General features: G+C 73.6%; 24 protein-coding genes. 13 read left to right on the top strand and 11 right to left on the bottom strand.

Going from position 1 to position 26,515, the window contains the following annotated elements; translation table 11 throughout:
• Positions 1 to 15: 15 nt before the first annotated feature.
• On the bottom strand, positions 16 to 7,248 hold the full coding sequence (locus AB0O21_RS12075; protein ID WP_365169648.1) for an amino acid adenylation domain-containing protein: 7,233 nt from the start codon (positions 7,246 to 7,248) through the stop codon (positions 16 to 18).
• 195 nt (positions 7,249 to 7,443) lie between these two features.
• Between AB0O21_RS12075 and AB0O21_RS12070 the strand changes: the two genes are divergently transcribed.
• On the top strand, positions 7,444 to 8,235 hold the full coding sequence (locus tag AB0O21_RS12070) for an alpha/beta hydrolase (RefSeq protein WP_365169644.1): 792 nt from the start codon (positions 7,444 to 7,446) through the stop codon (positions 8,233 to 8,235).
• Positions 8,236 to 8,370: 135 nt separating this feature from the next.
• Here the strand turns inward: AB0O21_RS12070 and AB0O21_RS12065 are convergent, their stop codons facing one another.
• Complete coding sequence (locus AB0O21_RS12065; RefSeq protein ID WP_365169641.1) at positions 8,371 to 9,576, bottom strand: MFS transporter; 1,206 nt, start codon at positions 9,574 to 9,576, stop codon at positions 8,371 to 8,373.
• A gap of 110 nt (positions 9,577 to 9,686) precedes the next feature.
• Here AB0O21_RS12065 and AB0O21_RS12060 point away from each other — a divergent pair, with 110 nt between their 5' ends.
• Positions 9,687 to 10,589 (top strand): LysR family transcriptional regulator, encoded by a 903-nt coding sequence (locus AB0O21_RS12060; RefSeq protein WP_365169639.1) that lies wholly within the window; start codon positions 9,687 to 9,689, stop codon positions 10,587 to 10,589.
• 29 nt (positions 10,590 to 10,618) lie between these two features.
• Here AB0O21_RS12060 and AB0O21_RS12055 read toward each other — a convergent pair whose 3' ends face one another.
• Both AB0O21_RS12055 and AB0O21_RS12050 read right to left on the bottom strand, forming a co-directional pair.
• Positions 10,619 to 11,104, bottom strand: a complete 486-nt coding sequence (locus AB0O21_RS12055) for a hypothetical protein (RefSeq protein ID WP_365169637.1) — start codon at positions 11,102 to 11,104, stop codon at positions 10,619 to 10,621.
• 17 nt (positions 11,105 to 11,121) lie between these two features.
• Positions 11,122 to 11,901, bottom strand: a complete 780-nt coding sequence (locus tag AB0O21_RS12050; protein ID WP_365169634.1) for a TetR/AcrR family transcriptional regulator — start codon at positions 11,899 to 11,901, stop codon at positions 11,122 to 11,124.
• 94 nt (positions 11,902 to 11,995) lie between these two features.
• On the opposite strand from AB0O21_RS12050, the gene AB0O21_RS12045 reads away from it, so the two are divergent.
• The gene (locus AB0O21_RS12045) at positions 11,996 to 14,662 is read left to right on the top strand and encodes an ATP-binding cassette domain-containing protein (protein WP_365169631.1); all 2,667 of its coding nucleotides are present in this window, start codon (positions 11,996 to 11,998) and stop codon (positions 14,660 to 14,662) included.
• On the opposite strand, the gene AB0O21_RS12040 is transcribed toward AB0O21_RS12045, so the two are convergent.
• Complete coding sequence (locus AB0O21_RS12040) at positions 14,634 to 15,704, bottom strand: enoyl-CoA hydratase/isomerase family protein (protein WP_365169628.1); 1,071 nt, start codon at positions 15,702 to 15,704, stop codon at positions 14,634 to 14,636. The genes AB0O21_RS12045 and AB0O21_RS12040 overlap by 29 nt on opposite strands.
• Positions 15,705 to 15,760: 56 nt before the next feature.
• Positions 15,761 to 16,510 carry a helix-turn-helix transcriptional regulator gene (locus AB0O21_RS12035; RefSeq protein WP_365169625.1) on the bottom strand — a complete coding sequence of 250 codons (750 nt, stop codon included), beginning with the start codon at positions 16,508 to 16,510 and terminating at the stop codon, positions 15,761 to 15,763.
• A 156-nt stretch (positions 16,511 to 16,666) separates the two neighbouring features.
• On the opposite strand from AB0O21_RS12035, the gene AB0O21_RS12030 reads away from it, so the two are divergent.
• Positions 16,667 to 17,812 (top strand): MFS transporter, encoded by a 1,146-nt coding sequence (locus AB0O21_RS12030; protein ID WP_365170043.1) that lies wholly within the window; start codon positions 16,667 to 16,669, stop codon positions 17,810 to 17,812.
• 2 nt (positions 17,813 to 17,814) lie between these two features.
• Here the strand turns inward: AB0O21_RS12030 and AB0O21_RS12025 are convergent, their stop codons facing one another.
• On the bottom strand, positions 17,815 to 18,378 hold the full coding sequence (locus tag AB0O21_RS12025) for a DUF6434 domain-containing protein (RefSeq protein WP_365169622.1): 564 nt from the start codon (positions 18,376 to 18,378) through the stop codon (positions 17,815 to 17,817).
• 122 nt (positions 18,379 to 18,500) lie between these two features.
• Between AB0O21_RS12025 and AB0O21_RS12020 the strand changes: the two genes are divergently transcribed.
• Genes AB0O21_RS12020 through AB0O21_RS12010 form a run of 3 tightly spaced genes read left to right on the top strand, consistent with a single transcriptional unit; the run spans position 18,501 to position 20,873 of the window.
• On the top strand, positions 18,501 to 19,091 hold the full coding sequence (locus AB0O21_RS12020) for a hydrolase (protein ID WP_365169619.1): 591 nt from the start codon (positions 18,501 to 18,503) through the stop codon (positions 19,089 to 19,091).
• A 43-nt stretch (positions 19,092 to 19,134) separates the two neighbouring features.
• Positions 19,135 to 20,223 carry a saccharopine dehydrogenase gene (locus AB0O21_RS12015; protein WP_365169616.1) on the top strand — a complete coding sequence of 363 codons (1,089 nt, stop codon included), beginning with the start codon at positions 19,135 to 19,137 and terminating at the stop codon, positions 20,221 to 20,223.
• Positions 20,220 to 20,873, top strand: coding sequence for a TetR/AcrR family transcriptional regulator (locus AB0O21_RS12010; RefSeq protein WP_365169613.1), 654 nt, complete (start codon positions 20,220 to 20,222; stop codon positions 20,871 to 20,873). The genes AB0O21_RS12015 and AB0O21_RS12010 overlap by 4 nt, the downstream gene beginning before the upstream one ends.
• Here AB0O21_RS12010 and AB0O21_RS12005 read toward each other — a convergent pair.
• On the bottom strand, positions 20,858 to 21,313 hold the full coding sequence (locus AB0O21_RS12005) for a YbhB/YbcL family Raf kinase inhibitor-like protein (RefSeq protein WP_365169610.1): 456 nt from the start codon (positions 21,311 to 21,313) through the stop codon (positions 20,858 to 20,860). The genes AB0O21_RS12010 and AB0O21_RS12005 overlap by 16 nt on opposite strands.
• 173 nt (positions 21,314 to 21,486) lie before the next feature.
• Here AB0O21_RS12005 and AB0O21_RS12000 point away from each other — a divergent pair, with 173 nt between their 5' ends.
• From AB0O21_RS12000 to AB0O21_RS11980, 5 genes are read left to right on the top strand one after another with little or no spacing between them, the layout of a single operon-like run.
• On the top strand, positions 21,487 to 21,684 hold the full coding sequence (locus AB0O21_RS12000; RefSeq protein WP_365169607.1) for a hypothetical protein: 198 nt from the start codon (positions 21,487 to 21,489) through the stop codon (positions 21,682 to 21,684).
• A 2-nt stretch (positions 21,685 to 21,686) separates the two neighbouring features.
• On the top strand, positions 21,687 to 22,031 hold the full coding sequence (locus AB0O21_RS11995; protein ID WP_365170040.1) for a metalloregulator ArsR/SmtB family transcription factor: 345 nt from the start codon (positions 21,687 to 21,689) through the stop codon (positions 22,029 to 22,031).
• Positions 22,031 to 22,498, top strand: coding sequence for an ATP-binding protein (locus AB0O21_RS11990; RefSeq protein WP_365170038.1), 468 nt, complete (start codon positions 22,031 to 22,033; stop codon positions 22,496 to 22,498). Before AB0O21_RS11995 ends, AB0O21_RS11990 begins: the two co-directional genes overlap by 1 nt.
• A gap of 32 nt (positions 22,499 to 22,530) precedes the next feature.
• Positions 22,531 to 22,707: a DUF6126 family protein gene (locus tag AB0O21_RS11985; RefSeq protein ID WP_365169605.1), complete on the top strand. Its 177-nt coding sequence runs from the start codon at positions 22,531 to 22,533 to the stop codon at positions 22,705 to 22,707.
• A gap of 24 nt (positions 22,708 to 22,731) precedes the next feature.
• Positions 22,732 to 23,268, top strand: coding sequence for a S1 RNA-binding domain-containing protein (locus AB0O21_RS11980; RefSeq protein ID WP_365169602.1), 537 nt, complete (start codon positions 22,732 to 22,734; stop codon positions 23,266 to 23,268).
• 9 nt (positions 23,269 to 23,277) lie between these two features.
• On the opposite strand, the gene AB0O21_RS11975 is transcribed toward AB0O21_RS11980, so the two are convergent.
• Together AB0O21_RS11975 and AB0O21_RS11970 are read right to left on the bottom strand one after the other, a co-directional pair.
• Entirely contained in the window at positions 23,278 to 23,535 is a 258-nt protein-coding gene (locus AB0O21_RS11975; protein WP_365169599.1) for a hypothetical protein, read from the bottom strand.
• 33 nt (positions 23,536 to 23,568) lie between these two features.
• Complete coding sequence (locus AB0O21_RS11970) at positions 23,569 to 24,459, bottom strand: EamA family transporter (protein WP_365169596.1); 891 nt, start codon at positions 24,457 to 24,459, stop codon at positions 23,569 to 23,571.
• Positions 24,460 to 24,851: 392 nt separating this feature from the next.
• Here AB0O21_RS11970 and AB0O21_RS11965 point away from each other — a divergent pair, with 392 nt between their 5' ends.
• On the top strand, positions 24,852 to 25,970 hold the full coding sequence (locus AB0O21_RS11965) for a histidinol-phosphate transaminase (RefSeq protein ID WP_365169593.1): 1,119 nt from the start codon (positions 24,852 to 24,854) through the stop codon (positions 25,968 to 25,970).
• A gap of 42 nt (positions 25,971 to 26,012) precedes the next feature.
• Here AB0O21_RS11965 and AB0O21_RS11960 read toward each other — a convergent pair whose 3' ends face one another.
• Positions 26,013 to 26,477 carry a nitroreductase/quinone reductase family protein gene (locus AB0O21_RS11960; RefSeq protein WP_365169590.1) on the bottom strand — a complete coding sequence of 155 codons (465 nt, stop codon included), beginning with the start codon at positions 26,475 to 26,477 and terminating at the stop codon, positions 26,013 to 26,015.
• Positions 26,478 to 26,515: the final 38 nt, after the last annotated feature.

Below are 26,515 nucleotides of genomic sequence, written 5' to 3'. Positions count from 1 at the left end.
GTCTTCCCTGTCATCTCACTGTCCGATCAGTTCGGTGACGACCCGGACCATGTGGGCCACGTACGGCTCCTCCATGATCGTGAGGTGGTCGCCGGGTACGTCCACGACGTCGAGCGCGCCGCTGGTGCGGTCGCGCCAGCCGTTGCTGGGGTCCGCGTGCATGCTCTCGATGGCCGTGTGCATCGAGTTGAGTACGTCGGGCAGCGGCTCCGCGGCGTGGATGAGGACCATGTCCTGGTCCACCACCTCGGGCCGGTAGGCGAACGCCGCCTTCCAGTTGGCCTCGTACACGTGGAACAGGCGGCGCACGACGGCCCCGGTGCTGCCCGCGGGCAGCACGCCCTCGTCGATGGCCAGCTGGGCGATGAAGTCGAACTTCTCCTCCAGCGTCGTCAGCCGGCCGGGGATGAGCTCCAGCGGGGAGTCGCCGCCGCGCCGCAGCCACAGGAGCTCCCAGAAGAACCAGCCGAGCAGGGCCTCGTCGTCCGTGGTCAGGCGGCGCCCCGGGTTGAGGGCGGTGGTGTCCAGCAGGACCAGCCGGGCGATCTCCTCGCCGGCCGCGCGCAGCTGCCGGGCGATCTCGAAGGCCACGAACCCGCCGAAGGACCAGCCTCCGATGACGTACGGTCCGCTCGGCTGCACCCGGCGCAAGGCCTCGATGTAGCTCGCCGCGATCTCCTCGACGCTGCGCAGCGGTTCGGTGCCGGGGTCGCCGCCGGCCGCCTGGAGGGCGTAGAACGGCTGGTCGTCCTCCAGGTACTTGGCGAACCGGACGTAGCAGAGCACGTTCCCGCCCATGGGGTGGACGAAGAACATCGGGCGCTTCGACCCGGCCGGGCGGATGGGCACCAGCGGGTCGAAGGCGGTCATCGCCTCGCCCGAGCGCAGCCGTGCCGCGAGCTCGGCCACGGTCGGCGCCGATACGAACTCGGAGAGCGGGACGCTGATCCCGTAGCGCTGCTCGATCTGGACCACCAGGCGCATCGCGGTGAGCGAGGTGGCGCCGAGGTCGAAGATGTTGTCGTGCACTCCGAGCGCGGGCAGCTGGAGCAGATCGCCGACGATCTCCACGAGGGTCTCCTCGTAGGCGTCGCGCGGGGCCGCGGCGGTGTCGGCGGCGGCCCCCGTGGTCAGCGGGGCGTCGCGCAGGGCCTTGTCGTCGCGCTTGCCGCTCGGTGTCAGCGGCAGGGCCGCCAGCCACTCGAAGTGCGAGGGCATCATGTACTCGGGCAGCACCGTCCGCAGCTGCTTGCGCAGGAGCGTGAGGTCGGCGCCGTCGGGGTCGCCCGTCAGGAAGGCGGCGAGGAAGGAGTCGTTGCCCTCCCGGCGCCGGGCGACGACCGCGGCCTCCGCGATCCCCGGGTGGCCGGCGGCGAAGCGGGTGATGGCCAGCTCGACCTCGGCCGGCTCCACCCGGTAGCCGCGCACCTTGACCTGGGCGTCGGCCCGGCCCAGGCACACCACGTCGCCGCTCGGCAGGGCGAAGCCCAGGTCCCCACTGCGGTACAGGCGCAGCCCGGCCGCGCCGGCCCCGGGGGACGGGTGCGGGACGAACCGCTCCTCGGTCAGGTCGGGGCGGCCCAGGTAGCCGTCCGCGAGGCAGGCACCCGACAGGTACAGCTCGCCGCGCACCCCGGCCGGGACCGGGCGCAGCCGGGCGTCCAGGACGTGGACGGCGGAGCCGGCGACGGCCCGTCCGATGGGTGGCAGGGCCGGGAAGGCGGCCGGGTCGCCCTGCATGGTGTAGGCGGTCACCACGTGCGACTCGGTGGGCCCGTACTGGTTCTCCAGGATCACCCCGGGCAGGGCGGCGCAGAGCCGGCGTATCTCGTCGGTCACGCGGAGCTGCTCGCCGGAGGAGAGCAGGGCCCGCAGCGAGCGGGGGGCGAGCCCGAGCGCGTCGGCGGTCTCGGCCAGCTGCTGGAGGGCGACGTACGGGAGGCAGATGCGCTCCACGCCCTCCCGGTCGAGCAGGCGCAGCAGGGCGGGCATGTCTCGGCGCTCGTCCTCGGAGAGCAGGAGCAGGGTGCCGCCGCCGGCGAGGGTGGAGAAGATCTCCTGGAAGGAGACGTCGAAACTCATGGGCGCGTACTGGGCGGTGACGCCTCCGACGACGCCGCTGGGGATGCCGTTCTGCCAGGCGACCAGGTGGGCCAGTGAGCGGTGCGGCATCTCCACGCCCTTGGGCGCGCCGGTGGAGCCCGAGGTGAACAGGACGTAGGCGATGGAGTCGGGGGTGATCTCCTCGGTCACCTCCGCCGGGATCCGGGGCAGGTAGGGCCGCTCGCCGTCCCCGGCGAAGATCTGCTCGGCGGCGAGGACGAGTCCCGGCCCGCCGAGGGTGGCGCCGTGGACGGCGTTCGCGATGATCCGGAAGGGGCGGGCCTGTTCGACCATGGCGGTCAGCCGGTCGGCCGGGTAGCTGACGTCGAGCGGCACGGTGGCCGCGCCGGCCTTCATGACGCCGAGGATGACGGCGATCGTCTCCGGCGAGCGGTCCATCGCGATGCCGATCCGGTCGCCGGGCCGCGAGCCGAGCGCGATCAGTTCGCGGGCCACCCGGTCGGCGGCGCCTTCCAGTTCGGCGTAGGTCCAGCGGTGTGCGCCGAAGACGAGGGCCGTGGCGTCCGGGGTGCGGGCGGTCTGCTCCGCCACGGCGCGTACGACGTCCAGCGGCGCGGCGGAGCCCTCCTTTTCCGGTGTCGCGTCGAGGTCCGGGCCGGGTGCCAGGAAGCCGAAGTCCACGGCCTCGTCCGGGTGGTGGACCAGCCGGTCCAGGATCGCCGTGAACCGCTCGGCGTACAGGTCGGCCTGGGACGGTGTGAAGGTCAGCCCGTGGTGGTCCAGCCGCAGCCGCACGGAGCCGTCCACCGGGTCGGTCATGGCGTTGACGAGCAGCTGGAAGTTGGTCTCCTCCCAGGTCTTGAAGTCCAGGAGGCGGACCCCGGGCAGCTCGAAGACGGCGGCCAGCTGGCGGAAGTGGATGTAGTTGAAGGCGGTTTCCAGGACGGTGGAGCCCCGGTCCTCCTGGATCGCGCTGAGCGGGTAGCGGCGGTGCGCGTGGCTCTGCTGCTCCTGCCGGAACGCGGCCCGGACCACGTCCGCCCAGCTGTCCGCGGCGGTGCCGAGGCGCACGGGCATCGTGTTGAGGAACAGGCCGGCGATGCGGTCGGCGTCCTCCAGCTCGGGGCGGCCGTGGGTGACGAGTCCGGTGGTGATGTCGTCGGATCCGGAGAACAGCCCGAGCGTCAGGCAGTGGGCCGCGAACAGCACCGACTTCACGGGCAGTGCCCGCTCCCGGGCGAACAGGCCGACCTGCCCGGTGAGTTCGGCTGGCAGGTCCACGATCCTGGTGATCTGGGTGTCCGGACCGGGGGCCTCGTGTCCGCGGAAGGCCTCCAGGCGCAGCAGCGGCGCGTCCCGCAGCCGCTCGCGCCAGAAGGCGCGGGTGCGCTCGGATTCCAGGGCCTCGCGTTCGGCCCGTACGTGGTGCGCCGCCGACGGCAGGGCCGTCTCGGTCACGGCCGCGATGGGGTGCCCCAGTCCGTGCAGGTAGTCCCGCAGCAGCTCGGCGACCAGGGTGGCGACGCTGCCGCCGTCGAGGATCGCGTGGTGGAAGCTGAGGACCAGCTCCAGGGTGTCCTCGCGGACGTGGGCGCGCAGGTGGTGGAGCGGGGCCTGCTCGAAGTCGTAGCGGTGGTAGCGCCGTTCGTCGATGTGGGACCGGATCTCGGCGAGCGCCTCGTGTTCCCGGCGGCCGCGCAGGTCCACGAAGTCGAAGCCGCCCGGCACCTCGTGGTCCACGATCTGGAGCGGCTCGGAGAAGGAGCCCAGATCGAAGGAGGACCGCAGGACGGGGTGGCGTGCGACCAGCCGCTCGAAGGCGTGCCGGAAGCCTTCCTCGTCCCACGCGGCCGTGATGCTGTACTGGAAGACGTCGCGGTAGACGGCGGAGTCCTGCTCGGCGCGGCTGTGGTAGAGCAGTCCGAGCTGGAGGCGGGTCAGCGGGTAGGCGTCGGCGCGGCCTTCGAGGCGGGCCCGGTCGACGCCCGAGACCAGGGCGAACGGGGCGAGTTCGGCGGCGGGCGCGGGGGCCGCGCCGCCGGTGGCCGACCTCGTGGCGAGCTGGGCGACGGTCGGCTGCTGCACCAGGTCCGTCAGGGAGAACACGATGCCGGCCTTCTCGGCCCGGGCGCGGATGCGCAGCATCGTGATGGAGTCCCCGCCGAGCGCGAAGTAGTCGTCGTGGATCCCGACCCGCTCCACTTCCAGTACCCCCGCCCAGATCGCGGCGAGCGCCTCCTCGGTGGCGTTGCGCGGCGCCGTGTACGCGGGGCCGGCGGTGGCCGAGGGGGCGGGAAGGGCGCGGCGGTCGGCCTTGCCGTTCGGGGTGAGGGGGATCGTGTCGATCCAGATGAAGTGCGCCGGCACCATGAACTCGGGCAGCGCGGCGGCGAGTTCCGCGCGCAGCAGGGCAGGGCTGAGTTCGGTGTCCGCCACGTAGTAGCCGACGAGCAGAGTGCCCCGGCTGCCCGACTGGTGGTCGACCACGACGGCGTCCCGTACGCCGGCCACGGAGGCCAGCCGGTTCTGGACCTCGCCGAGCTCCACCCGGTTGCCGCGGATCTTGACCTGGCCGTCGATGCGGCCGAGGTACTCCAGGGTGCCGTCGGCCAGCCACCGCGCGAGGTCGCCGGTGCGGTAGAGCCGGCCGCCCGGGGAGAAGGGGTCCTCGGTGAACTTCTCCGCGGTCAGTTCGGGCCGTTCCAGGTAGCCGCGGGCGACTCCGACGCCGCCGATGCACAGCTCGCCGGGGACGCCGGCCGGCTGGAGCCCGCCGTGCGCGTCCAGGACGTACAGCAGGGTGTTGTCAATGGGCCGGCCGATGGGGACCCGGCGGACCGGCCCGTCGGAGGCGGTGGGGCAGTCGTAGTACGACACGTCGACGGTGGCCTCGGTGGGCCCGTACAGGTTGACCAGCCGCGGGGCGCTCGCGCCGCGGGACCCGAAGACCCGGTTGAACTGCTCCACGCGCGCGCTGGGCAGGGCCTCGCCGCTGCAGAACACCTGCCGCAAGGAGGCGGCCTCGGCGCGGAGTTCCGGGCTGTCCTCCAGCAGGTCGAGGAAGGGGCCCAGCATGGAGGGGACGAAGTGCAGGGTGGTGACGCGCTGTTCGGCGATGGTGCGCAGGATCCCGCGCGGGTCGCGCTGGCCGCCGACCGGGAGCAGGGCGAGCCCCGCGCCCTCGATCGCCCACCAGAAGAGCTCCCACACGGAGACGTCGAAGGAGATCGGCGTCTTCTGCAGCAGGACGTCGTCCTCGCCGACCGGGTAGGCCTTCTGCATCCAGGCGAGCCGGTTGACCACCGAGTGGTGCTCGACCATGACCCCCTTGGGCCGGCCGGTGGAGCCGGAGGTGTAGATCACGTACGCGAGGTCGCGCGAGGTGGCAGCGTCCTCGAGCGGTCCGTCCGGGCCGGTCAGCAGCTGTTCGGTGCGCAGGACGGGGACGCCCTGGTCCCCGGCCGACGTGCCGCCGTCGGTGAGCACCACCTTGGCCCGGCTGTCCTGGAGCAGGAAGCCGATCCGCTCGGCCGGGTAGCCGGGGTCGACGGGCACGTAGGCGCCGCCGGACTTGAGGACGCCGAGGAGGGCGGTGATCAGCTGCGGGGAGCGGTCCATGAGGACGGCGACGCGGTCGCCGACGCCCACGCCCCGCTCGCGCAGGGCGTGCGCCACCTGGTTGGAGCGGGCGTCGAGGTCCGCGTAGGTCAGCGGCGGGGTTCCGTCGGCGCCGGTGACGGCGGTCCGGTCCGGGGTGCGGGCGGCCTGCTCGGCGATCAGGCCGTGCACGGTCCGGTCGTCGGCGTACGGGACCACGGGCCCCTGCCGCAGCCGTGTGAGGTCCTGGAACTCGGCCTCGTCCAGGATCGGCAGCGTCGCCGCGGGCCGGCCGGGCTCGGCGACTCCCCCGCGGATGAGGCGCAGCAGGTGCCCGGCGACGGAGGCGATGGGGTAGTCCTCGTCGAAGACGTCGACGGCGTAGTCGAGGTCGACCCGCAGGTCGGCGTCGTCCTCGAAGGCGTGCACCATCACGGACAGCGCGTCCTGGTGGTGGACGGGGGCCAGCACGGCGGACTCGACCGACAGGCCCGGGAGCGGGGCGGGCCGGGGGTGGCGCAGGTAGGAGAGGGTGACGTCGAAGAGGCGGCGGGAGCCGGCGCCGGTGGCCGGGAGGTCGCGGAGCAGGTCGCCGAGCGCGAGCCGCTCGTGGCCGCGGAGTGCGTCCGTGGTGCCGCGGACGCCGGCGGCCAGCTCGCGCAGGGTGGCGGTGGGGCCGACCGGCACGCGCAGCGGGAGGCTGTTGGCGAGCTGGCCGACGGTCTCGCGGTCCGCGTCCGAGTGCCGGTTGCGGAACGGGACGCCGAGCACCGGCTCCTCGGTGCGGTGCACGCGGGAGAAGTAGGCGGCGAACGCGGCCGCGAGGTACGCGAACGGGGAGCTGCCCCCGGCGCGGATCCGGCGGACCAGGTCGGCGTCGACGGTGAAGCTGTGGCGGGCCCGGCGCCGCCCGCCGTCCGCGGGGGGCACGGTGGCGCGGGTGAACAGGGCGGGCTGGACGCCCTTCAGCGCGTCGCGGAACCAGGCCCGGTCCTCTTCGAACGCGCCGGACGCGCGGTAGGCGGTGTCCGCCTCCACCAGCGCGGCGACGGACCCGGTGGCGGACGGGGCGGCGGGCGTGCAGCCGGCCGTGAGGCCGGCGTAGCGCTCCCACAGCTGGAGGCTGACCTGGTTCAGCGCCCAGGCGTCGGCGATCAGGTGGTGGGCGTTGAGGTGCACATGGACGACCGAGGCACTCTCACGCAGCACGGCGGCCGTGAACAGACGCGAACGCCGCAGGGTGAAGGGGTGCGTGAAGGAGTACTCCTGCCATGCCGCGCAGGCCGCCGCGGGGTCGGCCGCGCCGGAGAAGTCGACGTACTGGACCCAGGGGCCCGCCTCCTCCTCGGCCTCGGTCCCGGCCACCCACTGGAAGGGGACTCCGTCCTGTTCGTCGAACCGCAGGGAGAACGCCTCGTTGTTCCGCAGGACGCCTTCCAGCGACTCCCTCAAGCTGTCCGCGTCGACATCGCCGGCCAACCGCTCATGGATGACCACGTTGAACTGGGGGTCACCCGGCATGGTGGACTCGGCAGCCCAGATGTCCCGCTGGTAGGCGGACAGAGGGAGCTGGCGTGTTGCGAGCATCGGCCTTCCTTCGCTAATTCGGGCAGCCGGATTGTTTGCCGTCCGATGCTCAGGAGCCTACGTTTCCCGCAATCCGCTTCACCACTACTCGTGTGAGTAGAGGTGAACCACTCGTTTAGGTAGTCGAAATCGGGAAGGTGTGATCCGCGCGATATTCCTCAAGGTTTTCTCCGCTCCCTCGCTAACATCTCCGGCATGACCACTCCGCTCGCTTCCCAGAAGTCCGTCACCGTGTCCGGCAGTGGGCCGGGACTGCTGCTCGCGCATGGTGCGGGCAGCGACATCGAGGACAGTTACGGCCCGGTCCTGGAAAGTCTCGGGCGCCACCGGACCATCGTCGGGCCGGATTATCCGGGATCCGGGAATAATCCCCTTCCGGACCGTCCGCTGACGCTCGACCGGCTCGCCGACCACATTGTGGAAAGCGCCGTGCAATCCGGCGTGCATTCATTTGCCATTTCCGGGTTCTCGATGGGCGCCGCGGTGGCCGTGCGGGCCGCCGCACGCCATCCCGAACGCGTTACCGCTCTTGTTCTTTCCGCTGGATTCGCCCGCACGAACGCCCGCCTCGATCTCGCGATCGACACCTGGCGGGCACTCGGCGCACCGGGCGGGGACGGCAGGCTCCTGGCCTCCTACCTCTCGCTGATGGTCGGCGGCACCCGCTGGCTCGACGAACGCTCCCGCGAGGAGGTCGAGGACCAGGTCGAGCTGTTCGCCGCCGGGATGCCGCCGGGCACCGACGCGCAGCTCGCCCTCTTCGACGACATCGACGTACGGGCCGACCTGGCGCGGATCGCGGTCCCGGCCCTCGTCGTCTCGCCCCTCGGGGACCTCCTCGTCACTCCCGTTCACTCCCGCGAACTCGCGGAGGGCATCCGGGGGGCCCGGCTGGCGACGCTGGACTGCGGTCACGCCATTGCCGCGGAGCGGCCGGCGGAGTGGGCCGGGCTGATCACCGAGTTCCTCGCCGCCGTCGACGGCTGACGGCCGGGCCGGGCGGGCCGGGCGGTGCCGCCGAGGCCGGCGCGGGCCGGCCTCGGCCCGCGGAGGCCCGGCGCCCGGCCCCGCCGGCCCCGGGATCGGGGTGGCGCGGCCCGGGGGTGGGCGCCGGGCCCGGTCTCAAAGGCGGCCGGACGAAGGGGCCTTGCCCAGCGCCGTCACCGCGAGGGCCGTGACGGCGAGCCCGCCGCCCAGCCACATCACCGCGTTCACCCCCGCGCCGTCCGCGGCCAGCCCGCCGGCCAGTGCGCCCAGCGCGATCGCTCCATTGAACACGCCGACGAACAGCGAGGAAGCGGCCTCGCGCGCCTCGGGAGCCGAAGCCAGCAGCCAGGTCTGGGTGCTGACCGACACACCGCCGTACGACAGCCCCCAGACGGCGAGCAGCACACCTGCGGTCAGGACGGAGCCGCCGAGCACCGGTACCAGTGCGACCGTGGCCGCCAGTACCGCGCTGATCACCAGCAGGGTGTTCCGCGGGGACCGCCCGGCCCCCGCGCCGGCCGCGAAGTTGCCCGCGACGCCGGCCACCCCGTACACCAGCAGCAGCGTGCCGATCATCCCGGCGCTCGCCCCCGAGACCTCCTCCAGTACGGGGCGCACGTACGTGTAGGCGGCGAAGTGCCCGGTGACGAGCAGGGCCACCACCGTCAGTCCGGTCCGCACCCGCGCCTCGCCGAACAGCCGCATCACACCGCTGAGCCGTACCTCCTGCTCGGCGGGCAGCCGCGGCAGCAGGACCGCCAGGGCGACCAGCACCACCAGCGCCAGGGCGCCGACGGTCACGAACGCCGTTTTCCAGTCGGCCAGTTCGCCGATGTACGTACCGGCGGGGACGCCGAGCACCGACGCCACCGCGATACCGCTGAAGATCAACGAGGTGGCGGAGCCGATCGACTTGGGCGGCACGAGACGGACCGCGAGGCCCGCCGCGATCGCCCAGACGCCGCCCATGCCGATGCCCACCAGCACGCGGGCGGCCACCATCACCGCGAAGTTGGGCGACCAGGCGGCGAGCAGGTTGCCCACCGCGAGGACCGCCATCAGCGCACACAGCACCGTCCGCCGGTCGATCCGGCCCAACAGCGGTGTCAGCAGCGGCGCCGAGACCGCGCCGACCAGGCCGGTGATGGTCAGGGTCAGTCCGGCGGTGCCTTCGGTCACCTTCAGCGCGTCCCCGATGGGCGTCAGCAGGCCCACGGGCAGCATCTCGGACGTCACCACGGTGAACGTCGCGCTCGCGACCGCCGCGACGCCCAGCCAGCCGCGGGTCGCGGGGCGTTCCGGCACGCCGGTGGTGTCTGCAATTTCCTCAGTCTGTGCCATGCCACCAGCCAACCCGCCCCGACCTGCGGGAACAACGGCCGATCCCTCATCCTTCGATAAGCGGGGCTACTCGATCGGCCGCGCGGAGCGGGCGGTGTAGAAAGGAAACCATGAGCGGTGTCGAGATACGCGAGCTGGAGACGTTCCTCGTGCTCGCGCAGGAGTTGCACTTCGGACGGGCGGGCGAGCGGCTGTACGTGTCCCAGAGCCGGGTGAGCCAGCTCCTGCGCTCCCTGGAGGGCCGCATCGGGGCTCCGCTCGTCGAACGCACCAGCCGCCGGGTGCGCCTGACCCCGCTCGGGGAGAGCTTCCTCGCGGGACTGCGCCCGGCGTACGACGCCCTGCGCGCGACGGTCGACGAGGCGCGGGCCGCCGCGCGGGGCATGGGCGGGGAGTTGCGCATCGGCTTCCAGGGCACCGTCGACGACTACCTCAGCCGGGCGATCGCCCTGTTCGGGGACCGGTATCCCGACTGCGCGATCGACATCGTCGAGATCCCGCTGTCCGACCCCTTCGGGCCGCTGCGCCGCCAGGAGGTGGACTGCGCGGTGGTCCTGCTGCCGGTCGCGGAGGACGACCTCGTCCTCGGCCCGGTCTTCTCGCGGCAGCCGCAGACCCTCGCCGTGTCCGTCCGGCACCCGTTCGCCGCCCGGGAGTCGCTCTCCGCCGAGGAACTCGCCGACTGCCGCCTCATCGGCCTGGACGGCGGCGCCCCCGAGTACTGGCGCCGGGCCCAGGCCCCCGGCCTGACCCCGGGCGGCCTTCCCGTGCCGGCCGGGCCCAGCGTCAACACGCTCCAGGAAGGCCTGAGTCTGACGGCGGCCAATCGCGGCGCCATGCTGCTGTGCCGCTCCACGGCCGACTACCACGGGCGCCGGGACTCCCTCACCTTCGTCCCGGTGGAGGGCCTGCCCGACTCCGAACTGGGCCTCATCCGCCACCGCACCCGCCCCTCCGCCCAGGCGGAGGCCTTCGCCCTGGCGGTCACCGAGACAGCCGACCCGGCGGCCTGACCCCCACCCGGGACGCCGGCCCGTCGGCCTCAGAAGCCACGGAAGACGCCCTCGGGATCCTCGCCCGCCGCCGCCGCATAGTCCTCGAAGTCGAGGTTCGCGATCGAGAGGTTCGCGTGCACGTCATGGACGCCGGCGGGAGCGGTGCGGAACTCGCGGGCGGGCGGGTTCTCGACGAGCTCCTGGTAGTACTCGGGGTCGAGGTCGTCCTCCTCGTCCTCGGACCCGGCGTACAGGGCGAGCAGCGCCCGGTGGGGCGAGCGCATGGTGACGCGGTCGGCGAGGAACACCACGCTCAGCTCCTCGTCCCGGCCGACGGCGGCGAGGACCTCGTCCGGCGTGGCGTCCGCCCAGGCGGGGTCGTCGACGAGGTGGACGTCGGCTTCGTACTCCCCCTCTCTCCCCCACGGCCGGATCAGCTCCTCCACCAGGGCCCGCCAGGCCGCCTCCTCGCCGTAGTCGGTCCTGATGACCAAGGCGGCGAATTCGTCGCGTCCGACCACATCGGGCAACATCTCGGCCCCTCCTTCGTTCACCGGCGTGGCCCCGAGTCTCCCATCCGGGAATCGACCAGCCGGGCCAGGCCGTCCAGGACGCACCGGAGGCCGAAGGACCACACCGTGTCCGGGTCGTACGCTCCCACCGTGGTGCCGACGCGGCCGGCGAGGGGGTAGCGCTCGGGGTCCATGGCCCGTTCCAGCAGGGGGGCGCTGACCGCCCACCACTCCTCGTCGCTCTGGCGGCTGTTGTGGGCGGCCGTGTCGGCGGCGGCCAGGGCGTTCACGTGGACGAAGCCGAGGAGGTGGGTCAGGGCGGCGTCCATCTCGGTGTCGGTGAGGCCGATGCCCTCGAAGGCCGCCAGTTCGTACTCGTACTTCCCGATCACTCCGGGGCCCAGCGGCGGGCGGGTGACCGAGAGGTCCGCGATCCACGGGTGCCGGGCGAGCAGCTCCCGGTTGTCGTCGGCGACGCGGGCGACCCGGTCCTGCCACGGCTCCCGGTCGCCGGGGGGCCGGCGGGCCATCCGCCGGTACGCCTCGTCGAGCATCAGGTCGAGCAGCTCGGCCTTCCCGGGGACGTACGTGTACAGGGTCATCGGCGTCACCCCGAGGCGCTGGGCCAGGGCCCGCATGGTGAGCGCGGCCGGCCCCTCCTCGTCGGCGAGGGCGGTCGCGGCCACCACCACGGCGTCCACGCTGAGGCCCTGCCGCGGCCCGCGCCGCCCGGGCCGGGCCGGCTCCTGCCCCGGCTCCCGCCACAGCAGCTCCAGCGTGCGCACGGGATCGCCCGCACCGCTCCGGTCCTTGGCCATGCCGGTCCTCTCCGCCGATCATCCAAAACTCACTACGCCGTATAGAGTACAATGTATAGAGTTAGCTCGAAACACCGCCACCGCGAGGAGTTCCGTGCAGATCGCCAGCACCGCGATATCCCTGACCGTCGACGATGTTCCCGCGTCCGCCACCTTCCTGACCAGGCACTTCGGCTACACCGAGACCATGTCCGCCGAGGGCTTCGCCTCCCTCGGCCACCCCGGCGGCCCCCAGGTGATCTTCCTGCGGCGCGGCATCGAGGTGCTCCCCGAGGGCTTCCGCGACCAGCGCGCCTCCGGGCTGATCCTCGCCTTCACCGTGGCCGATCTGCCCGGCGAGTACGAGCGGCTGCGCGCCGAGGGCGCCCCCATCGCGATGGAGCTGCGCGAGGAGCCGTGGGGCGAGCGGCTGTTCCAGGTCAGCGACCCGAACGGGGTGATCATCCAGCTCGTCGACTGGGCCGGCGGTACGGGGGCGACCGGGGCGAACCCCGCCGACGGCCACCAGGTCATCCAGGTCCGCGGGGCCCGCGAGAACAACCTGACGGACGTCTCCCTCGACATCCCCAAGCGCCGCCTCACCGTCTTCACCGGCGTCTCGGGCTCCGGCAAGTCCTCCCTGGTCTTCGGCACCGTCGCCGCCGAGTCCCAGCGGATGATCAACGAGACGTACACCTCCTTCGTCCAGTCCTTCATGCCGAGCCTGGGCCGGCCGGACGTGGACGCCCTGCACAACCTGAGCGCCGCCATCGTCGTCGACCAGGAGCGGATGGGCGCCAACTCCCGTTCCACCGTGGGTACGGCGACCGACGCCTCGACCATGCTGCGGATCGTCTTCTCCCGCCTCGGGGCCCCGCACATCGGCACGTCCTCCGCCTTCAGCTTCAACACGCCCGAGGGCATGTGCCCGCGCTGCGAGGGCATCGGCCAGGTCTCCGACATCGACGTGGACCAGCTCGTGGACCGCGAACTCTCCCTGGGCGAGGGCGCGATCACCGTCCCGGGCTTCGCCGTGGACTCCTGGTACTGGCAGATCATGGCCAACTCCGGCTTCTACTCCCCCGATACGAAGCTCAAGGACTTCACCGAGCAGGAGTGGGCGGACTTCCTGCACAAGAGCGCGGTGAAGGTGAAGGTGGGATCGAACAACTTCACCTACGAGGGCCTGGTCACCAAGGTGGCCCGCACCTACCTGTCCAAGGACCGCGAGTCCATGCAGTCCCACATCCGCGCCTTCGTGGACCGCGCGGTCGTCTTCGCCGACTGCCCGGAGTGCGCCGGCACCCGGCTGTCCGCGGCCGCCCTGTCCTCACGGATCGACGGGGTGAACATCGCCGAGTGCTCGGCGATGCAGATCAGCGACCTGGCCGCCTTCGTCCGCCGGATCGACGACCCGTCCGTGGCGCCGCTGCTCGCGAACCTGGGCGACCTGCTCGACTCCCTCGTCGAGATCGGGCTCGGCTACCTCAGCCTGGACCGCCCCGCCGGCACCCTCTCCGGCGGCGAGGCCCAGCGGGTCAAGATGGTCCGCCACCTGGGCTCCGCGCTCACGGACGTCACGTACGTCTTCGACGAGCCCACCACGGGCCTGCACCCGCACGACATCAGCCGCATGAACGACCTGCTGCTGCGGCTGCGCGACAAGGGCAACACCGTGCTCGTCGTGGAGCACAAGCCGGAGGTCATCGCGATCGCCGACCACGTGGTGGACCTCGGTCCGGGCGCGGGCACGGCCGGCGGGCAGCTCTGCTACAGCGGGGACGTGGCCGGGCTGCGCGCCTCCGGCACCCTCACCGGCCGCCACCTCGAACACCGGGCGCGGCTGCGGGAGTCGGTGCGCGAGCCTCGCGGGACGCTGTCGGTGAAGGGTGCCGATCTGCACAACCTGAAGGACGTCGCCGTGGACGTGCCGCTCGGGGTACTGACCGTGGTGACCGGCGTCGCGGGCTCCGGGAAGAGCTCGCTGGTCCACGGCTACCTGGCCGGGCAGGAGGGCGTGGTGGTCGCCGACCAGTCGCCGATCCGCGGTTCGCGCCGGTCCAACCCGGCCACGTACACCGGCCTGCTGGGGCCGATCCGGACCGCCTTCGCCAAGGCCAACGGGGTCAAGGCGGCGCTGTTCAGCGCGAATTCGGAAGGCGCCTGCCCCAACTGCAACGGCCTCGGGCTGGTCTACACGGACCTGGCGATGATGGCCGGGGTGTCCTCGGTCTGCGAGGAGTGCGAGGGCAAGCGGTTCACGCCCGAGGTGCTCACGTACCGGCTGCGCGAGAAGAACATCAGCGAAGTGCTCGACATGCCGGTGGCGGAGGCGTACGAGTTCTTCACCACCGGCCAGGCCCGGGCCATCCTGGGCCGCCTCGCCGACGTGGGCCTGGGCTACGTGCGGCTCGGCCAGCCGCTCAGCACCCTGTCGGGCGGCGAGCGCCAGCGCCTCAAGCTCGCGATCAGCATGGCGGAGAAGTCCTCGACGTACATCCTGGACGAGCCGACGACCGGCCTGCACATGGCCGATGTCGACAAACTGCTCGCGCTGCTGGACCGGCTCGTCGACGCCGGGAACTCGGTGATCGTCATCGAGCACCACCAGGCGGTGATGGCGCACGCCGACTGGCTGATCGACATCGGCCCGGGCGGCGGGCACGACGGCGGCCGGGTGGTCTTCGAGGGCACCCCGGCGACCCTGGTGGCGGAGGCCGACACGCTGACCGCCCGCCACCTGCGGGAGTACGTCAGCAGGGGCGCAGGCCCGGGAAGGTGAGCTCGCGGCCGGCGCCGAGCGGGGCGAAGAACCGCTCCACCTCGGCGTCGGCGACGTCCTCCAGCCGGGCCGGGGACCAGCGGGGGTTCCGGTCCTTGTCGACGACCTGGGCCCGGATGCCCTCCACCAGGTCGGGCGAGGCCAGCGCGTTGGTGGAGACCCGGAACTCCTGCGCCAGCACCTGCTCCAGGGTGGTCAGGGCCGCGGCCCGGCGCAGGGCGGCGAGGGTGGTCTTGAGGGCGGTCGGGGACTTGGCCAGGACCGTTTCGGCGGCCTCCTTGGCGGCCGGGTCCCCTTCGGCGAACAGCCGCTCGACGATCTCCTCCACGGTGTCCGCCGCGTAGCAGCGGTCGATCCAGGCCCGCCGCTCGGCGAGTTCGCCGGGCGGGGGCGCGGCCGCGTACCGCGGGAGGACCTCCGCGACCGGGGCCCCGGCGAGTTCGGCGGTCAGTTCCGGGAGGCGGGCGGCGGGTACGAAGTGGTCGGCGAGCCCGCACAGGACCGCGTCGGCGGCGCCCACGGCGGAGCCGGTGAGGGCGAGGTGCGTGCCGAGCAGGCCGGGGGCGCGGCCGAGCAGCCAGGTACCGCCGACGTCCGGGACGAAGCCGATGCCGGTCTCGGGCATGGCGACGCGGGAGCGTTCGGTGACGACGCGGACCGCGCCGTGTGCCGAGACGCCGACGCCGCCGCCCATGACGATGCCGTCCATGAGGGCGGCGTACGGCTTCCTGTAGCGGGCGATGCGGGAGTTGAGCCGGTACTCGTCGCGCCAGAAGTCCGCGGAGGCGGTGGTGCCGGCCTTGGCGTCGTCGTGGATGGCGCGGATGTCCCCGCCCGCGCACAGCCCGCGCTCGCCGGCGCCGCGGATGAGCACCTGGTGGACGGCGGGGTCGTCCTCGCAGGCGGTGAGGGCCTCGTCGATCCGCAGCACCATGGGGTGGGTGAGGGCGTTGAGGGCCTTGGGGCGGTTGAGGGTGACCACCCCGGTCCGGCCCTCGATGGCGAACAGGACCGTGTCGTCGGTGTCGTCTGAGCTCTTCACACCGGCCAGTATGTAGCGTCGACCGGCAGGCGGAAGAAACCGCTCTTCCCGCCCGTCTACGAGCGGCCGTAAGCCCCCGGCGTATGCCCGAAGGCACGCCGGAAGACGTCGATGAACGCGCTCGCGGACGACCAGCCGCAGCGGTGCGCGACCACCGTCACAGGCGTGCCGACGGCCAGCAGCCGCAGCGCCTGGTGCAGCCTCAGCTGGGTGCGCCACTGCGGGAAGGTCATCCCCAGTTCGGCCCGGAACAGCCGGCTCAGCGTCCGCTCGCCGGCCCCCGCCCCGGCCGCCGCCGCCAGCGCGGCCAGCCCCCGCGGGTCCCCCGGGTCGGCGTGGAGCAGCGCGCACACCGCCGCGAGCCGCGGGTCGGCCGGGGCGGGCAGGTGCAGCGGCTGGAGCGGCGAGGCCCGCAGCTGGTCGAGCAGGACCGCGAGCAGCCGGCGCCGCTCGGGGGTGTCGTCCTGCGGGTCGCGGGTGTGGGCCAGGATCAGCTCGCGGAGCAGCGGGCCCACGGCGATGACGGCCGGCGCGTCCAGGGACAGCGGGTTGACGCCGGCGGGCAGGCCCACGAGGTGCAGGTCGGTACGGCCGAAGGCGCGGTGTTCGTGCACCGTCCCGGCCGGGATCCACAGGGCCCGGGTCGCGGGCGCCACCCAGGTGCCGGCGTCGGTGGTGATCGACAGGACCCCGGAACCGGCGTAGGCGATCTGGTGGTCGTCGTGGCGGTGCGGGTCGATCCCGGTGTCCGTGTCCAGGGCGCGGATGCCGGTGGCGGCGCGCGGGGTGTGGCGGATTTTCTGCATCACACGGCAATTTATCGGAAGCGCGACCATGCCGCCGACGACGATCCTCGACGGGTGAAGCCCTCGAACCCCACGAACCCCTGGCACCCCGGCCCCGGCCCCGGCCCCTCGCCGTCGTCGCATCCGGCGCCGGCCGCGGCTCCGGTCCGCCGCCGGATCGCCGCCCTCGCTGCGGGCCACTCCTGCGTGGACGTCTACCAGGGCGCCGCCGCCGCGCTCGTGCCCTTCCTCGTCGCGGAGCGCTCCTACGGCTACGCCGCCGCGTCGGGCATCGTGCTCGCCGCCTCGCTGCTGTCCTCCGTGGTCCAGCCGCTGTTCGGCATCCTGGCCGACCGCCGCCCGATGCCCTGGCTGATCCCCCTCGCCACAGCCGCCGCCGGGCTCGGCATCGCCCTCGTCGGACTGGACGCCGGGTATCCGGCCACGGTGGCGGCCGTGGCCCTGTCCGGGCTGGGTGCGGCCGCCTACCACCCGGCGGCCGCGGGCCTGGTGCGCACCGCCTTCGGCGGCACCGGGCATGCGGAGATGAGCTGGTTCGCGCTCGGCGGGAACATCGGTTTCGCCTGCGCCCCGCTGCTGGTCATGGGCGCCCTGGCGGTTCCCGGGCCGGGCGGCTGGTGCCTGCTCGCCGGGCCCGCCGCGCTCGGGGTCCTCCTGGGCCGGCCGCCCGCGCGGACCGCCGCGGCCGCGCTGGAGTCCCCGGGCAGCCGGCCGGAGGCTCTCCCGGTGGCCGCCCCGGTGTCGAACGGGCGGGCCTTCCTGCGGCTCTGCCTGGTGGTGATCGTCCGCTCGGTGGTGTTCACCGGCCTGAGCACCTTCGTGGTCCTGTACGTACGCGAACGCGGCGGCGGTGGAACCCTCGGCTCCGTGGCCCTGTTCGCCCTGTTCGCGGGCAGCGCCGCCGGCACCCTGCTCGGCGGCCGGCTGGCGGGCCGGTGGGGCCGGGTGACCGCGGTCCGCCGCGCGTACGCCGCCGCCGTGCCCGCGGTCGCCGGCCTCCTCTTCCTGCCGCTGCCCCTGGCGCCCGGCTGCGCGGCACTCGCCGCCGCCGCGCTGTACGTGCCGTTCTCCCTCCAGGTCACCCTGGGCCAGGACTACCTCCCGACGCGCATGGGCACGGCGAGCGGGGTCACCCTCGGCCTGACCGTCAGCGCGGGCGGCCTCGCGAGCCCGCTCATCGGCGCCTTCGCGGACGCCGCTTCGCTGCGCGCCGCCCTGCTGCCGCTGGCCGCACTGCCGGTGCTGGCGTGGGCCCTGGCCCGGCGGCTGCCGGAGCCGGGTGCGCGTGCCGCTGCCCGGTGAGGTCAGTGGCGGGGGCGCGCCCGGTGGGCCCGCCAGGCGTCCAGGGCTTCGGCGCGGGTGCCGGCGGGGTGGCTCGCGTGCCAGGCGCGCAGGAACCGGTTGAACTCGAACTGGGCTCCCACTTCCCGCGGTTCGGCCGCCCGGGCCCGGGTGGCGTGCCAGTGGGCGACGGCCTCGGCCAAAATGTGCCCGGCGTGCCCGGCGATGTACTCGCGCATGAACGCGTCGAAGTGGAAGCCGGGGCCGATCTCCCGCGTGAAGTACTCCCGGAGCACCTGGCTGCACCGCTGCCCGGGCGGGATCACGGTCTCGCCGTCGACGGGGGCGGTGAGCCCGCGCCCCGCCCTCCGGGCCGCGGGCGGCTCCGGTGCGGCCGCCGGTGCCGGGAGGCCGTCGAGGGCGGCGGCGAGCCGGGCGGTGACGGCCGCCTTGCCTCCCCCGGCCGACAGCCCCATCTCCCGCGCCAGCACGCCCAGTTCGGCCAACGTCCAGTACCAGCGCGCCAGTTCCGCTCCGGTCAGCCGGGCCGTCAGGGCCGGCCGGGACTCCCCCGCATTCGCACTCACGTTCGCAGGGTAGCGCGTGTCGCGCGCTGCCGGACCGGCACGGACGGCTTGCGCGGTCGACCCGCATTCCCCATATGCCGCTTAAGGTCGGACACGTCCGCCACCCGCCCGAAGGAGACCGCATGACCGCCACCACCCCCGGCCCGAACCGCCTCACCCTCGGCGAGGACACCGCTCTGGTCCTTATCGACCTCCAGACCGGCATCCTGGCCATGCCCACGGCCAAGCCCTCCGCCGAGATCCTCGCGAAGGGCGTCGAGCTCGCCGGGGCCTTCCGTGCCCGCAGGCTCCCCGTGGTCCTGGTCAAGGTGGCCTGGTCCCCCGACGGCGGCGACCTGCCCACCAGCAACGTGGACCGCCCCGGGCCCGCAGCCGCCCCGCCCGCCGCGTTCTCCGAGATCCCCGCCGAGCTCGCCGCCCTCGGCGACGTCGTCGTGACCAAGCGCCACTGGGGCGCCTTCACCGGCACCGAGCTCGACCTCCAGCTGCGCCGCCGCGGCATCCACCGCATCGTGCTCGCGGGCATCTCCACCAGCGTCGGCGTCGAGTCCACCGCCCGTACCGCCTGGGAGCTCAGCTACGACCTGGTCTTCGCCGAGGACGCCACCGCCGACCTGGACGCCGAGTCCCACGCCCACACCTTCGGCAAGATCTTCCCGCGCATCGGCAAGGTCAGCAGCACCGCCGAGATCCTCGCCGCCCTGGATTCCTGAGGGCCCTGGCTATTTTTAGGTCGATCGACCTAGAATCCGGATCATGACCGACTCACTGCGCCACGATCCCGCCGGCCCCGTACTGATCACCGGCGGGTACGGCACCGTCGGGGCCGAGATCGCCCGGATGGCCGCCGTCGACGCCCCGGTCCTGCTCACCGGACGCTCGCCCGAGCGGGGCCGGGCGCTGGCGGCCGAGCTCGGGGGCGAGGTGCGCGCCTGGAACCTCGGCGACCCCGCCCCCTTCAGCGCAGGCGTACGGGCCGTGATCAACTCGGTGAACGACCCCGACGACCGGGTACTGCGCGCGGCCGTCACCGCCGGGGTCCCGTACGTGGACATCACGCGCTGGACGGCCCGGTTGCAGCGGGCGGTCACCGTGGCCGCGCTGCTGCGGCCCACCGCCCCCGTGCTGCTGTCCTCCGCCTGGATGGGCGGGGTCGTGAGCCTGGTCGCGGCCTCGCTCGCGGCCGAACTGGGGGGCGCCGAGCGGGTGGAGACCGCCGTGCGGTGGGACATGGCCGACCGGGCCGGCGCGGACTCCGTGGAGTTCATGGACCGGCTCGGGGTGGGCTTCGAGGTGGTCGACGGCGGCCGGCGCAGGCTCGCTGCGCCGCTGACGGACTCCCGTTCCGTCCTCATCGGCGGCACGCCCGTACGCGTCGCCCGCATCGACACCCCGGAGCAGTTCACGCTCCCCCTGACCCTGGGCACCACCACCGCCGCCACCCGCATCGGCTTCAGCTCCCCCGCCGCCACCCGCGCGCTGCTCGCCCTGCGCGGGACGGGGTTCTTCCGCTGGGCCGGCGGCGAGCGCTGGGCCCCCGCGCGCCGCGCCCTGCTGCACTCGCCCGGCGAGGGGGGCACGGCCCTGCTCCGCGTGGACGTCTCGCACCAGGGGCGCGAGCTCGGCGCGACCGTCACCGACCCGCGCGGGCAGAGCCACCTGACGGCGGTCGGGGCGCTGCTGGGCCTGCGCCGCGTACTCGGCACCGACGGGTACCCGGCGCCGGCGGGCGTGGTCTTCCCCGAGCAGCATCCGGCCCCGGCCCACGCCACGGACCTGCTGGCGGCCCAGGGCGTCGCCCTCGCCGTGGACCGGTCGGCCTGCGAAGGCGAGGCCGCCGCGTGAGCGCCGCGCCTCCGGCCGGGCCTCCCGCCGGGCCCTCCACCGCGCCTCCCCCGGGGCCGACCCCGAAGGGCCGGCAGCGGCGGGAGGCCCTGCTGGACGCGGCGGAGCGGATCCTGACCTCCTCCGGGGGCGCCGAGCTGACGATGCGTACGGTGGCGGAGGCGGCCGGAGTCCGGCTCGGCCACCTCCAGTACTACTTCCCGACCCGCACGGACCTGCTGGCGGCGCTGCTCGACCGGATCCTCGCCGCCTCCCTGGAGCGCGTGGCCGGCCTCGCCTTCGTCCAGGGCGCAGGCCTCCCGGCCGTCCTCGACACCCTCCTCGGCGAGCACGAAGACCTGCCCCTGGTACGGCTGTTCGTCGAGGTCTGGGCCATGGCGGCGCACGACGAGGCGGCCGCGGAGGCCGTGCGCGGCTTCTACGGCGCCTACGCCGCGCACGTGGCCGAGTTCATCACCGGCCGCTCCCCGGCCCTGCCGCCCGACGAGGCACGGGCGCGCGCCGAGGTGTTCGTCATGCTGATGGAGGGATCGGCGCTGTTCCGCTCCGGCCTCGCCGGCCGCCCCGCCCCGGCGGGCGACGCCGTGCTGCGCCGCACGCTGCTCGGCCTCCTCGGGCACGGGGCGCCGGAGGGTCAGCCCCGCTCGTAGGTGCCCACCAGGGTGCCGGCGGCCAGTTCCCGGCCCTTCAGGGCGCGGTGCACGGCGTCGGAGCCGGGGCGTTCGGGGAGCGGGAGGGGTTCGGAGACGGCGTAGAGGCGGAAGAAGTAGCGGTGCCGGCCGTGCCCGGGGGGAGGCATCGGCCCGTTCCAGCCCACCCTCCCGAAGCCGTTGGGCCACTCGCGGCCGCCGGGCGGCACCGCGCCCTCGGCCGCGCCGGAACTCCCCGGGTCGATTCCGGTGACGAGCCAGTGCAGGAAGGTGCCTCCGGGCGCGTCGGGGTCCTCGCACACGAGGACCAGCTCCCGCGCCCCCTCGGGCGCCGCCGACCAGGTCAGGGGAGGCGAGACGTCGTCCCCCTCCCCACTGTGGCGCCGCGGGATTTCCTGGTGGTCGCGGAACGCCGTACTGCCGAGCTCAATCGCGGTCATGGCGGCGGCCCTACCCGCGCAGCAGCCCGTGCATCACAGGGCGGCACCGGAATGCGCCCGATCGGCCGAGCGGGCGGCCTTCGGCGCAGCCGCGCCGACCGCCGCGGCTAGAATTGCAGAGTTCTTCAATTCGCCATGTGCCGTGGTGATCAAGCACCTGGGAGGCGGTCGGAGTGGTCGGATTCGCCGAAGCCGCGCGCGAACGGGTGCGGCAGGCACGCGCCCGCCTCCGGGCCGCGCTCGACGAGCAGGACGAGTACGAAGCGGATCTGGCCCAGGACGAGCTGGAGGACGCGCTTCGGCTCGCCCGCAAGCACGGCATCAACACGGACGAGCCCGACGGGACCGGAGAAGGGGCGGCTGACCGGTGAGCGTGTCGGTACCGCTGTACCAGGCCAAGGCCGAGTTCTTCCGGATGCTCGGCCACCCGGTGCGCATCCGCGTGCTGGAGCTCCTCCAGGACGGGCCGATGCCGGTCCGGGACCTCCTCTCCGCCATCGAGGTCGAGCCGTCGAGCCTGTCCCAGCAGCTCGCGGTGTTGCGCCGGTCCGGGATCGTGACCGCCACGCGCGGGGGCTCCACCGTCGTCTACGAACTCGCGGGCGGCGACGTCGCCGACCTCCTGGCCGCCGCCCGGCGCGTCCTGACCGGCGTGCTCACCGGGCAGAGCCGGCTCCTGGAAGAACTCCGCGACGTGCGGCAGGGAACGGGTACGTGATGGGCGCCGGGCGCTTCCTGCCCTGGCGCCGGGGCCGGTCCGGAGCGGCGGTGGAGCACACCCGGCCCGAGGTGCGCCGGCACGTGGTCTCCCTCGCCGTGGAGCCCGGGGCCGTGCCGCGGGCCCGGGAGGCGGCCGCCGCCCGGCTCGCCCAGGCCGGGGTCGAGCCCTCGTCCGCCTTCGCCGACGCCGTGCTGCTGGTCGTCAGCGAGCTCGTGGCCAACGTCGTACGCCACGCCCACGACTCCCCCGTGGCGGAGGTGGGCATCACCGTGGGCTCCGGGCAGCTCGTGGTCAGCGTGGACGACACCGATCCCCGCCTGCCCGATCTGTCCCCAGAGGGGATGGGCCCGGGACTGCGCACGGTGTCGGAGCTCGCGGCCGCGTACGACGGCGAGCTCAGCGTGGAGCCGTCGCTCGCCCGCAAGGGCAAGATCATGCTCGTACGATTCCGGATTCCGGCCTGATGACACACCCGAACGACCATGGAGACCAGCGGATGAACGACGCGAACACGGCCGCCCCGGAGCCGGACGGCCCGTCCCGGGCCAAGAGCCAGGCCCGGTGGCTGGAGCGCGGCGTGGCGCTGCGGGCCTTCTTCTACATCTTCGGCACGCACGTGTTCGCGGGCTTCGTCTACCTGCTGTTCTATCTCGGCGAGCACGCGAAGAAGTAGACCGGCGCATGCCATGATCCGCGGATGAACGCGTACTCCTGGCCCGGGGAGGACGGACGACCCGTGCCCGACACCGCGGCGGCCTGGCCCGAGACCGTCCGCAAGCTGCCCGTCGGCACCCGCATCACGGGTGAGGTCATCGGCCGGCAGCGCTTCGGGGTCTTCCTCGCCGTCGACGACTGCCCCGGCGCCATGGGGCTGGCCAGGGTCTCCGAGATGCCCAGGTGCATGGAGCTGCCGATGCCGGGGCAGCGCGTCACCGGCCAGGTCGCCTGGCACTCCGACCGCGAGTACCAGGTGGGGGTCGTACTCGGCGAGTGGGCCGAGCACGAGGACCTGCTGCCGCGCTACCGCGCCGGTCAGGTCGTCGAGGCACGCGTCGTACAGATCGCGTCCATCGGAATCTTCGTCCACCTCGACGACTGCGTCGGGGGGCTCATTCCCCTCACCGACCAGCCTGCCTCCCCGGAGACCTTCCACGAGGGCCAGGAGCTGCGGGTGCGGATCGTGACGGTCGACCGCGAGCGGAACCGGATCCTGCTGGCCGGACCCGTCGCGTAGTCGCCGGCCCTAGCCGCCCACCGCGTCGTCGCAGGCCGCGCACACCAGGCTCGCGTGCTCCGGGGCGTACCAGGTGCCACCCGGGTGGTCGGCGGGCTTCCACGGGGACACCTCCATCGCGAAGGTGTCCCGGCCGCAGTAGGTCCGCGGCCCGGCGACGGCCGCCCTGCCGGGGGCACCGGGCACCGCGTGCACGCGGAGGACGGACGGTTCGGCGTCGCCCGCCGTCGGCTTGTCGAGCTCGTACACGACGACAATCTCGCTCATACCTCGACCGTAGGCCGCCCCGGGCGGGTCCGCTCAGCCGAAGCCGACGTTGAGCAGCACGATCCCGGCCAGGACCGTGGCGCTCGCGGCGAGCCGCACCCGGCCGAGCCGTTCCCGGAAGACCAGGCTGCCGATCAGGGCGGCGAAGACGATGCTCGTCTCGCGCAGGGCCGACACCCCGGCGAGCGTCCCGTACGCCTGCGCCCAGACCACCAGCCCGTACGCGGACAGCGAGAGCATCCCTCCGATCAGGCCGCGGGCCGCGACCGGCCGCAGCTCGGTCAGCAGGGACCGGCGGCGGACGGCGAAGGCGATCAGCGGGATGACCGGCGCCTGCAGCAGCAGGGTCCAGGCGACGTAGCCGGGCACGGTGTCGGAGTGGCGGACGCCGACCCCGTCCAGCAGCGTGTAGCAGGCGATCAGCACGCCGGTGCCGACGGCGGCCGCGAGCGCGGGCAGGTGGCCGCGGCCGGGTACGCCGTCGGCCAGGGTCAGCCCGATGAGCCCGGCGGAGATGACCAGGACGCCCGCCAGCTCCCACCCCGGCAGCGCCTGGCCCAGCAGCAGGGTGGCCGCGACGGCGACCACCCAGGGCGAGGTGCCGCGGGCGATCGGGTACATCTGGCCGAAGTCGCCCAGCTTGTACGCCTGCAGCAGCATCAGCTGGTACAGCACCTGGAGCGCGGCGGAGCCGGCGATGTAGGGCCAGGCGGAGGCGGGCGGCACCGGGACGAAGCAGGCCAGGACGATCGCGAAGAGCAGGTAGGCGAGGTTGATCAGGGCGAAGCCGAGCAGCTTGTCCTTGATCGCGTGCGCCACGGCGTTCCAGCTCGCGTGCATGAGCGCGGCGAACAGGACGACCACGGGGACGAGCGCCGTGAAGGCGGGTGAGGCCGGGAGGGCCAGGGGCATGAGGGTGTCCATGGGTACGGATCGCTGAACTCGTCGATCGGGCGGGCCACTCCTTCCCCGGCCTGGTCCAACTCGGTCTGCCCGGCACGGCGGATGGGCTGAGCAGCCTGAGCTCGGCGAGCCGGTCCGGGCTGGCGCGGGCGGCCCGCCGGTTGGGGTCAACCCGACGATCTTGCCGGTTGCCGTCACTCCAGGTGTGTACTCCAGATGAATTCCAGACGACCCGACGGACCTGCTCGGAGCGCCCGCCGAGGGCGCTGTCCGCACTGCGTTCGCCTGCGACCGCTATGAGTTGCGAGGGCCGCACGGCCGCACGGCCGCACGGCCGCACGGCCGCACGGCCGGCGCCCCGCCCCCGGCAGGCCGCCGGACCACCGCACAAGGCACGAGGAACGAGAACCCGATTGAGCACGACCCCCGCCCCCTGGGCCGAGATCACCCTGGCCGAGCTGCCGCTGCGCGACGAGCTGCGCGGCGAGGAACCCTACGGCGCACCGCAGTTGGACGTACCGGTGCTGCTGAACGTCAACGAGAACCCGTACGCGCCGTCGGAGCGGGTGGTCGCCGACATCGCCGCCGCCGTGGCCGGCGCCGCCCGGCAGCTGCACCGCTACCCGGACCGCGAGTTCCGGGACCTGCGGGGCGACCTCGCCGGATACCTCACCGAGGACACCGGAGTGGCGCTGGCCGCCGAGCAGGTGTGGGCGGGCAACGGCTCCAACGAGGTGCTGCAGCAGGTCCTCCAGGCCTTCGGCGGACCGGGCCGCACCGCCCTCGGTTTCGCCCCGCACTACCCGATGTACCCGGAGTACTCCCGCAACACGCTCACCACCTGGGTCGCCGGGCGGCGCGCGGACGACTTCGCCCTGGACCTCGGCCACGCCCTGGACACGATCGCCGAGCACCGGCCCGCCGTGGTCTTCCTGACCTCGCCGAACAACCCCACCGGCACCGCGCTGCCGCTGCGCGACATCGAAGCCGTGCTCGACGCGGCCCCCGGCGTGGTGGTGGTCGACGAGGCGTACGCCGAGTTCCGCCGCGACGGCGTGCCGAGCGCGGTGACGCTGCTGCCGGCCCACCCGCGGCTGATCGTGAGCCGCACGATGAGCAAGGCCTTCGCGCTGGCCGGCGGCCGGCTCGGCTACCTCGCCGCGCACCGGGCCGTGGTGGACGCGCTGCGCATCGTACGGCTGCCGTACCACCTGTCGGCCGTCGCCCAGGCCACGGCCCGCGCCGCGCTCGGCAACCGGAAGGAACTCCTGGGCCGGGTGGCGGAGTTGCGCGCCGAGCGGGACGCCACCGTGGACTGGCTGCGCGGCATCGGGCTGCGGGCCGCCGACTCCGACGCGAACTTCGTCCTGTTCGGCACCTTCGACGACCGGCACGCCGTCTGGCGCGGACTGCTGGACCGGGGCGTCCTGATCCGCGAGGCGGGCCCCGACGGCTGGCTGCGCGTGTCCATCGGCACCCCGGCCGACATGGCCGCGTTCCGCCACGCCCTCCAGGACGTACTGGGCGGCTGAGCCCCCAGCGGGCGGGGCAGCACCCCGCCCGCCCGGACCGCTTCAGGACGGTGGAGTGGGCCCGGGGGCCAGGACCACCACCGCCGTCTCGGACGGCCTGCGGGCCGCGTGGGCGTTCAGGTTCGGGTCGATCTCGGTCCAGCGGGCCCATAGCCGGGCTCGTTCCTCCCCCGTCGCGGCGCGGCCGTGGACCTGGCGGCGGCCGTCGGGGAGGTCGACGGTGGCGTCCGGGTGGGTCTGGAGGTTGAGCCACCAGGCGGGCTCGGCCTCGCCCCAGCCGTTCATCGCCATCGAGACCAGGTTCGGACCGTCCTCGAAGTAGCCGATGATGACGCTGCGCTGCTCGCCGGTGCGGCGCCCGGTGGTGGTCAGGCGCAGCGTGCCCCAGCCCTTGGCGCCCGGCCGCCACAGTCCGACGCGGCGTCCGGAGAGCCGGTGTACGGCGCGGTGCGCCGACCAGAACAGGCGGATGAACCAGCGCGGCGGGAGCCGCGGTGCCTTCGTCACGTACGGGACGATAGCCGCGGCCCCCGGCATCCGGTAGG

Origin of the sequence: Streptomyces sp. NPDC091371, assembly GCF_040684275.1 — a bacterium.
Taxonomy (GTDB): Bacteria; Actinomycetota; Actinomycetes; order Streptomycetales; family Streptomycetaceae; genus Streptomyces.
This window is presented reverse-complemented; position numbering and strand designations above follow the sequence as displayed.

Coding starts and splice junctions, on each gene's coding strand:
- AB0O21_RS12070 (WP_365169644.1), top strand. CDS start 7,444: ATGACCACTCCGCTCGCTTCCCAGAAGTCCGTCACCGTGTCCGGCAGT.
- AB0O21_RS12065 (WP_365169641.1), bottom strand. CDS start 9,576: ATGGCACAGACTGAGGAAATTGCAGACACCACCGGCGTGCCGGAACGC.
- AB0O21_RS11990 (WP_365170038.1), top strand. CDS start 22,031: ATGGGCGCCGGGCGCTTCCTGCCCTGGCGCCGGGGCCGGTCCGGAGCG.
- AB0O21_RS12005 (WP_365169610.1), bottom strand. CDS start 21,313: ATGACCGCGATTGAGCTCGGCAGTACGGCGTTCCGCGACCACCAGGAA.
- AB0O21_RS12075 (WP_365169648.1), bottom strand. CDS start 7,248: ATGCTCGCAACACGCCAGCTCCCTCTGTCCGCCTACCAGCGGGACATC.
- AB0O21_RS12050 (WP_365169634.1), bottom strand. CDS start 11,901: ATGGCCAAGGACCGGAGCGGTGCGGGCGATCCCGTGCGCACGCTGGAG.
- AB0O21_RS11975 (WP_365169599.1), bottom strand. CDS start 23,535: ATGAGCGAGATTGTCGTCGTGTACGAGCTCGACAAGCCGACGGCGGGC.
- AB0O21_RS11985 (WP_365169605.1), top strand. CDS start 22,531: ATGAACGACGCGAACACGGCCGCCCCGGAGCCGGACGGCCCGTCCCGG.
- AB0O21_RS12020 (WP_365169619.1), top strand. CDS start 18,501: ATGACCGCCACCACCCCCGGCCCGAACCGCCTCACCCTCGGCGAGGAC.
- AB0O21_RS12060 (WP_365169639.1), top strand. CDS start 9,687: ATGAGCGGTGTCGAGATACGCGAGCTGGAGACGTTCCTCGTGCTCGCG.
- AB0O21_RS12035 (WP_365169625.1), bottom strand. CDS start 16,510: ATGCAGAAAATCCGCCACACCCCGCGCGCCGCCACCGGCATCCGCGCC.
- AB0O21_RS11970 (WP_365169596.1), bottom strand. CDS start 24,459: ATGGACACCCTCATGCCCCTGGCCCTCCCGGCCTCACCCGCCTTCACG.
- AB0O21_RS11980 (WP_365169602.1), top strand. CDS start 22,732: ATGAACGCGTACTCCTGGCCCGGGGAGGACGGACGACCCGTGCCCGAC.
- AB0O21_RS12015 (WP_365169616.1), top strand. CDS start 19,135: ATGACCGACTCACTGCGCCACGATCCCGCCGGCCCCGTACTGATCACC.
- AB0O21_RS12055 (WP_365169637.1), bottom strand. CDS start 11,104: ATGTTGCCCGATGTGGTCGGACGCGACGAATTCGCCGCCTTGGTCATC.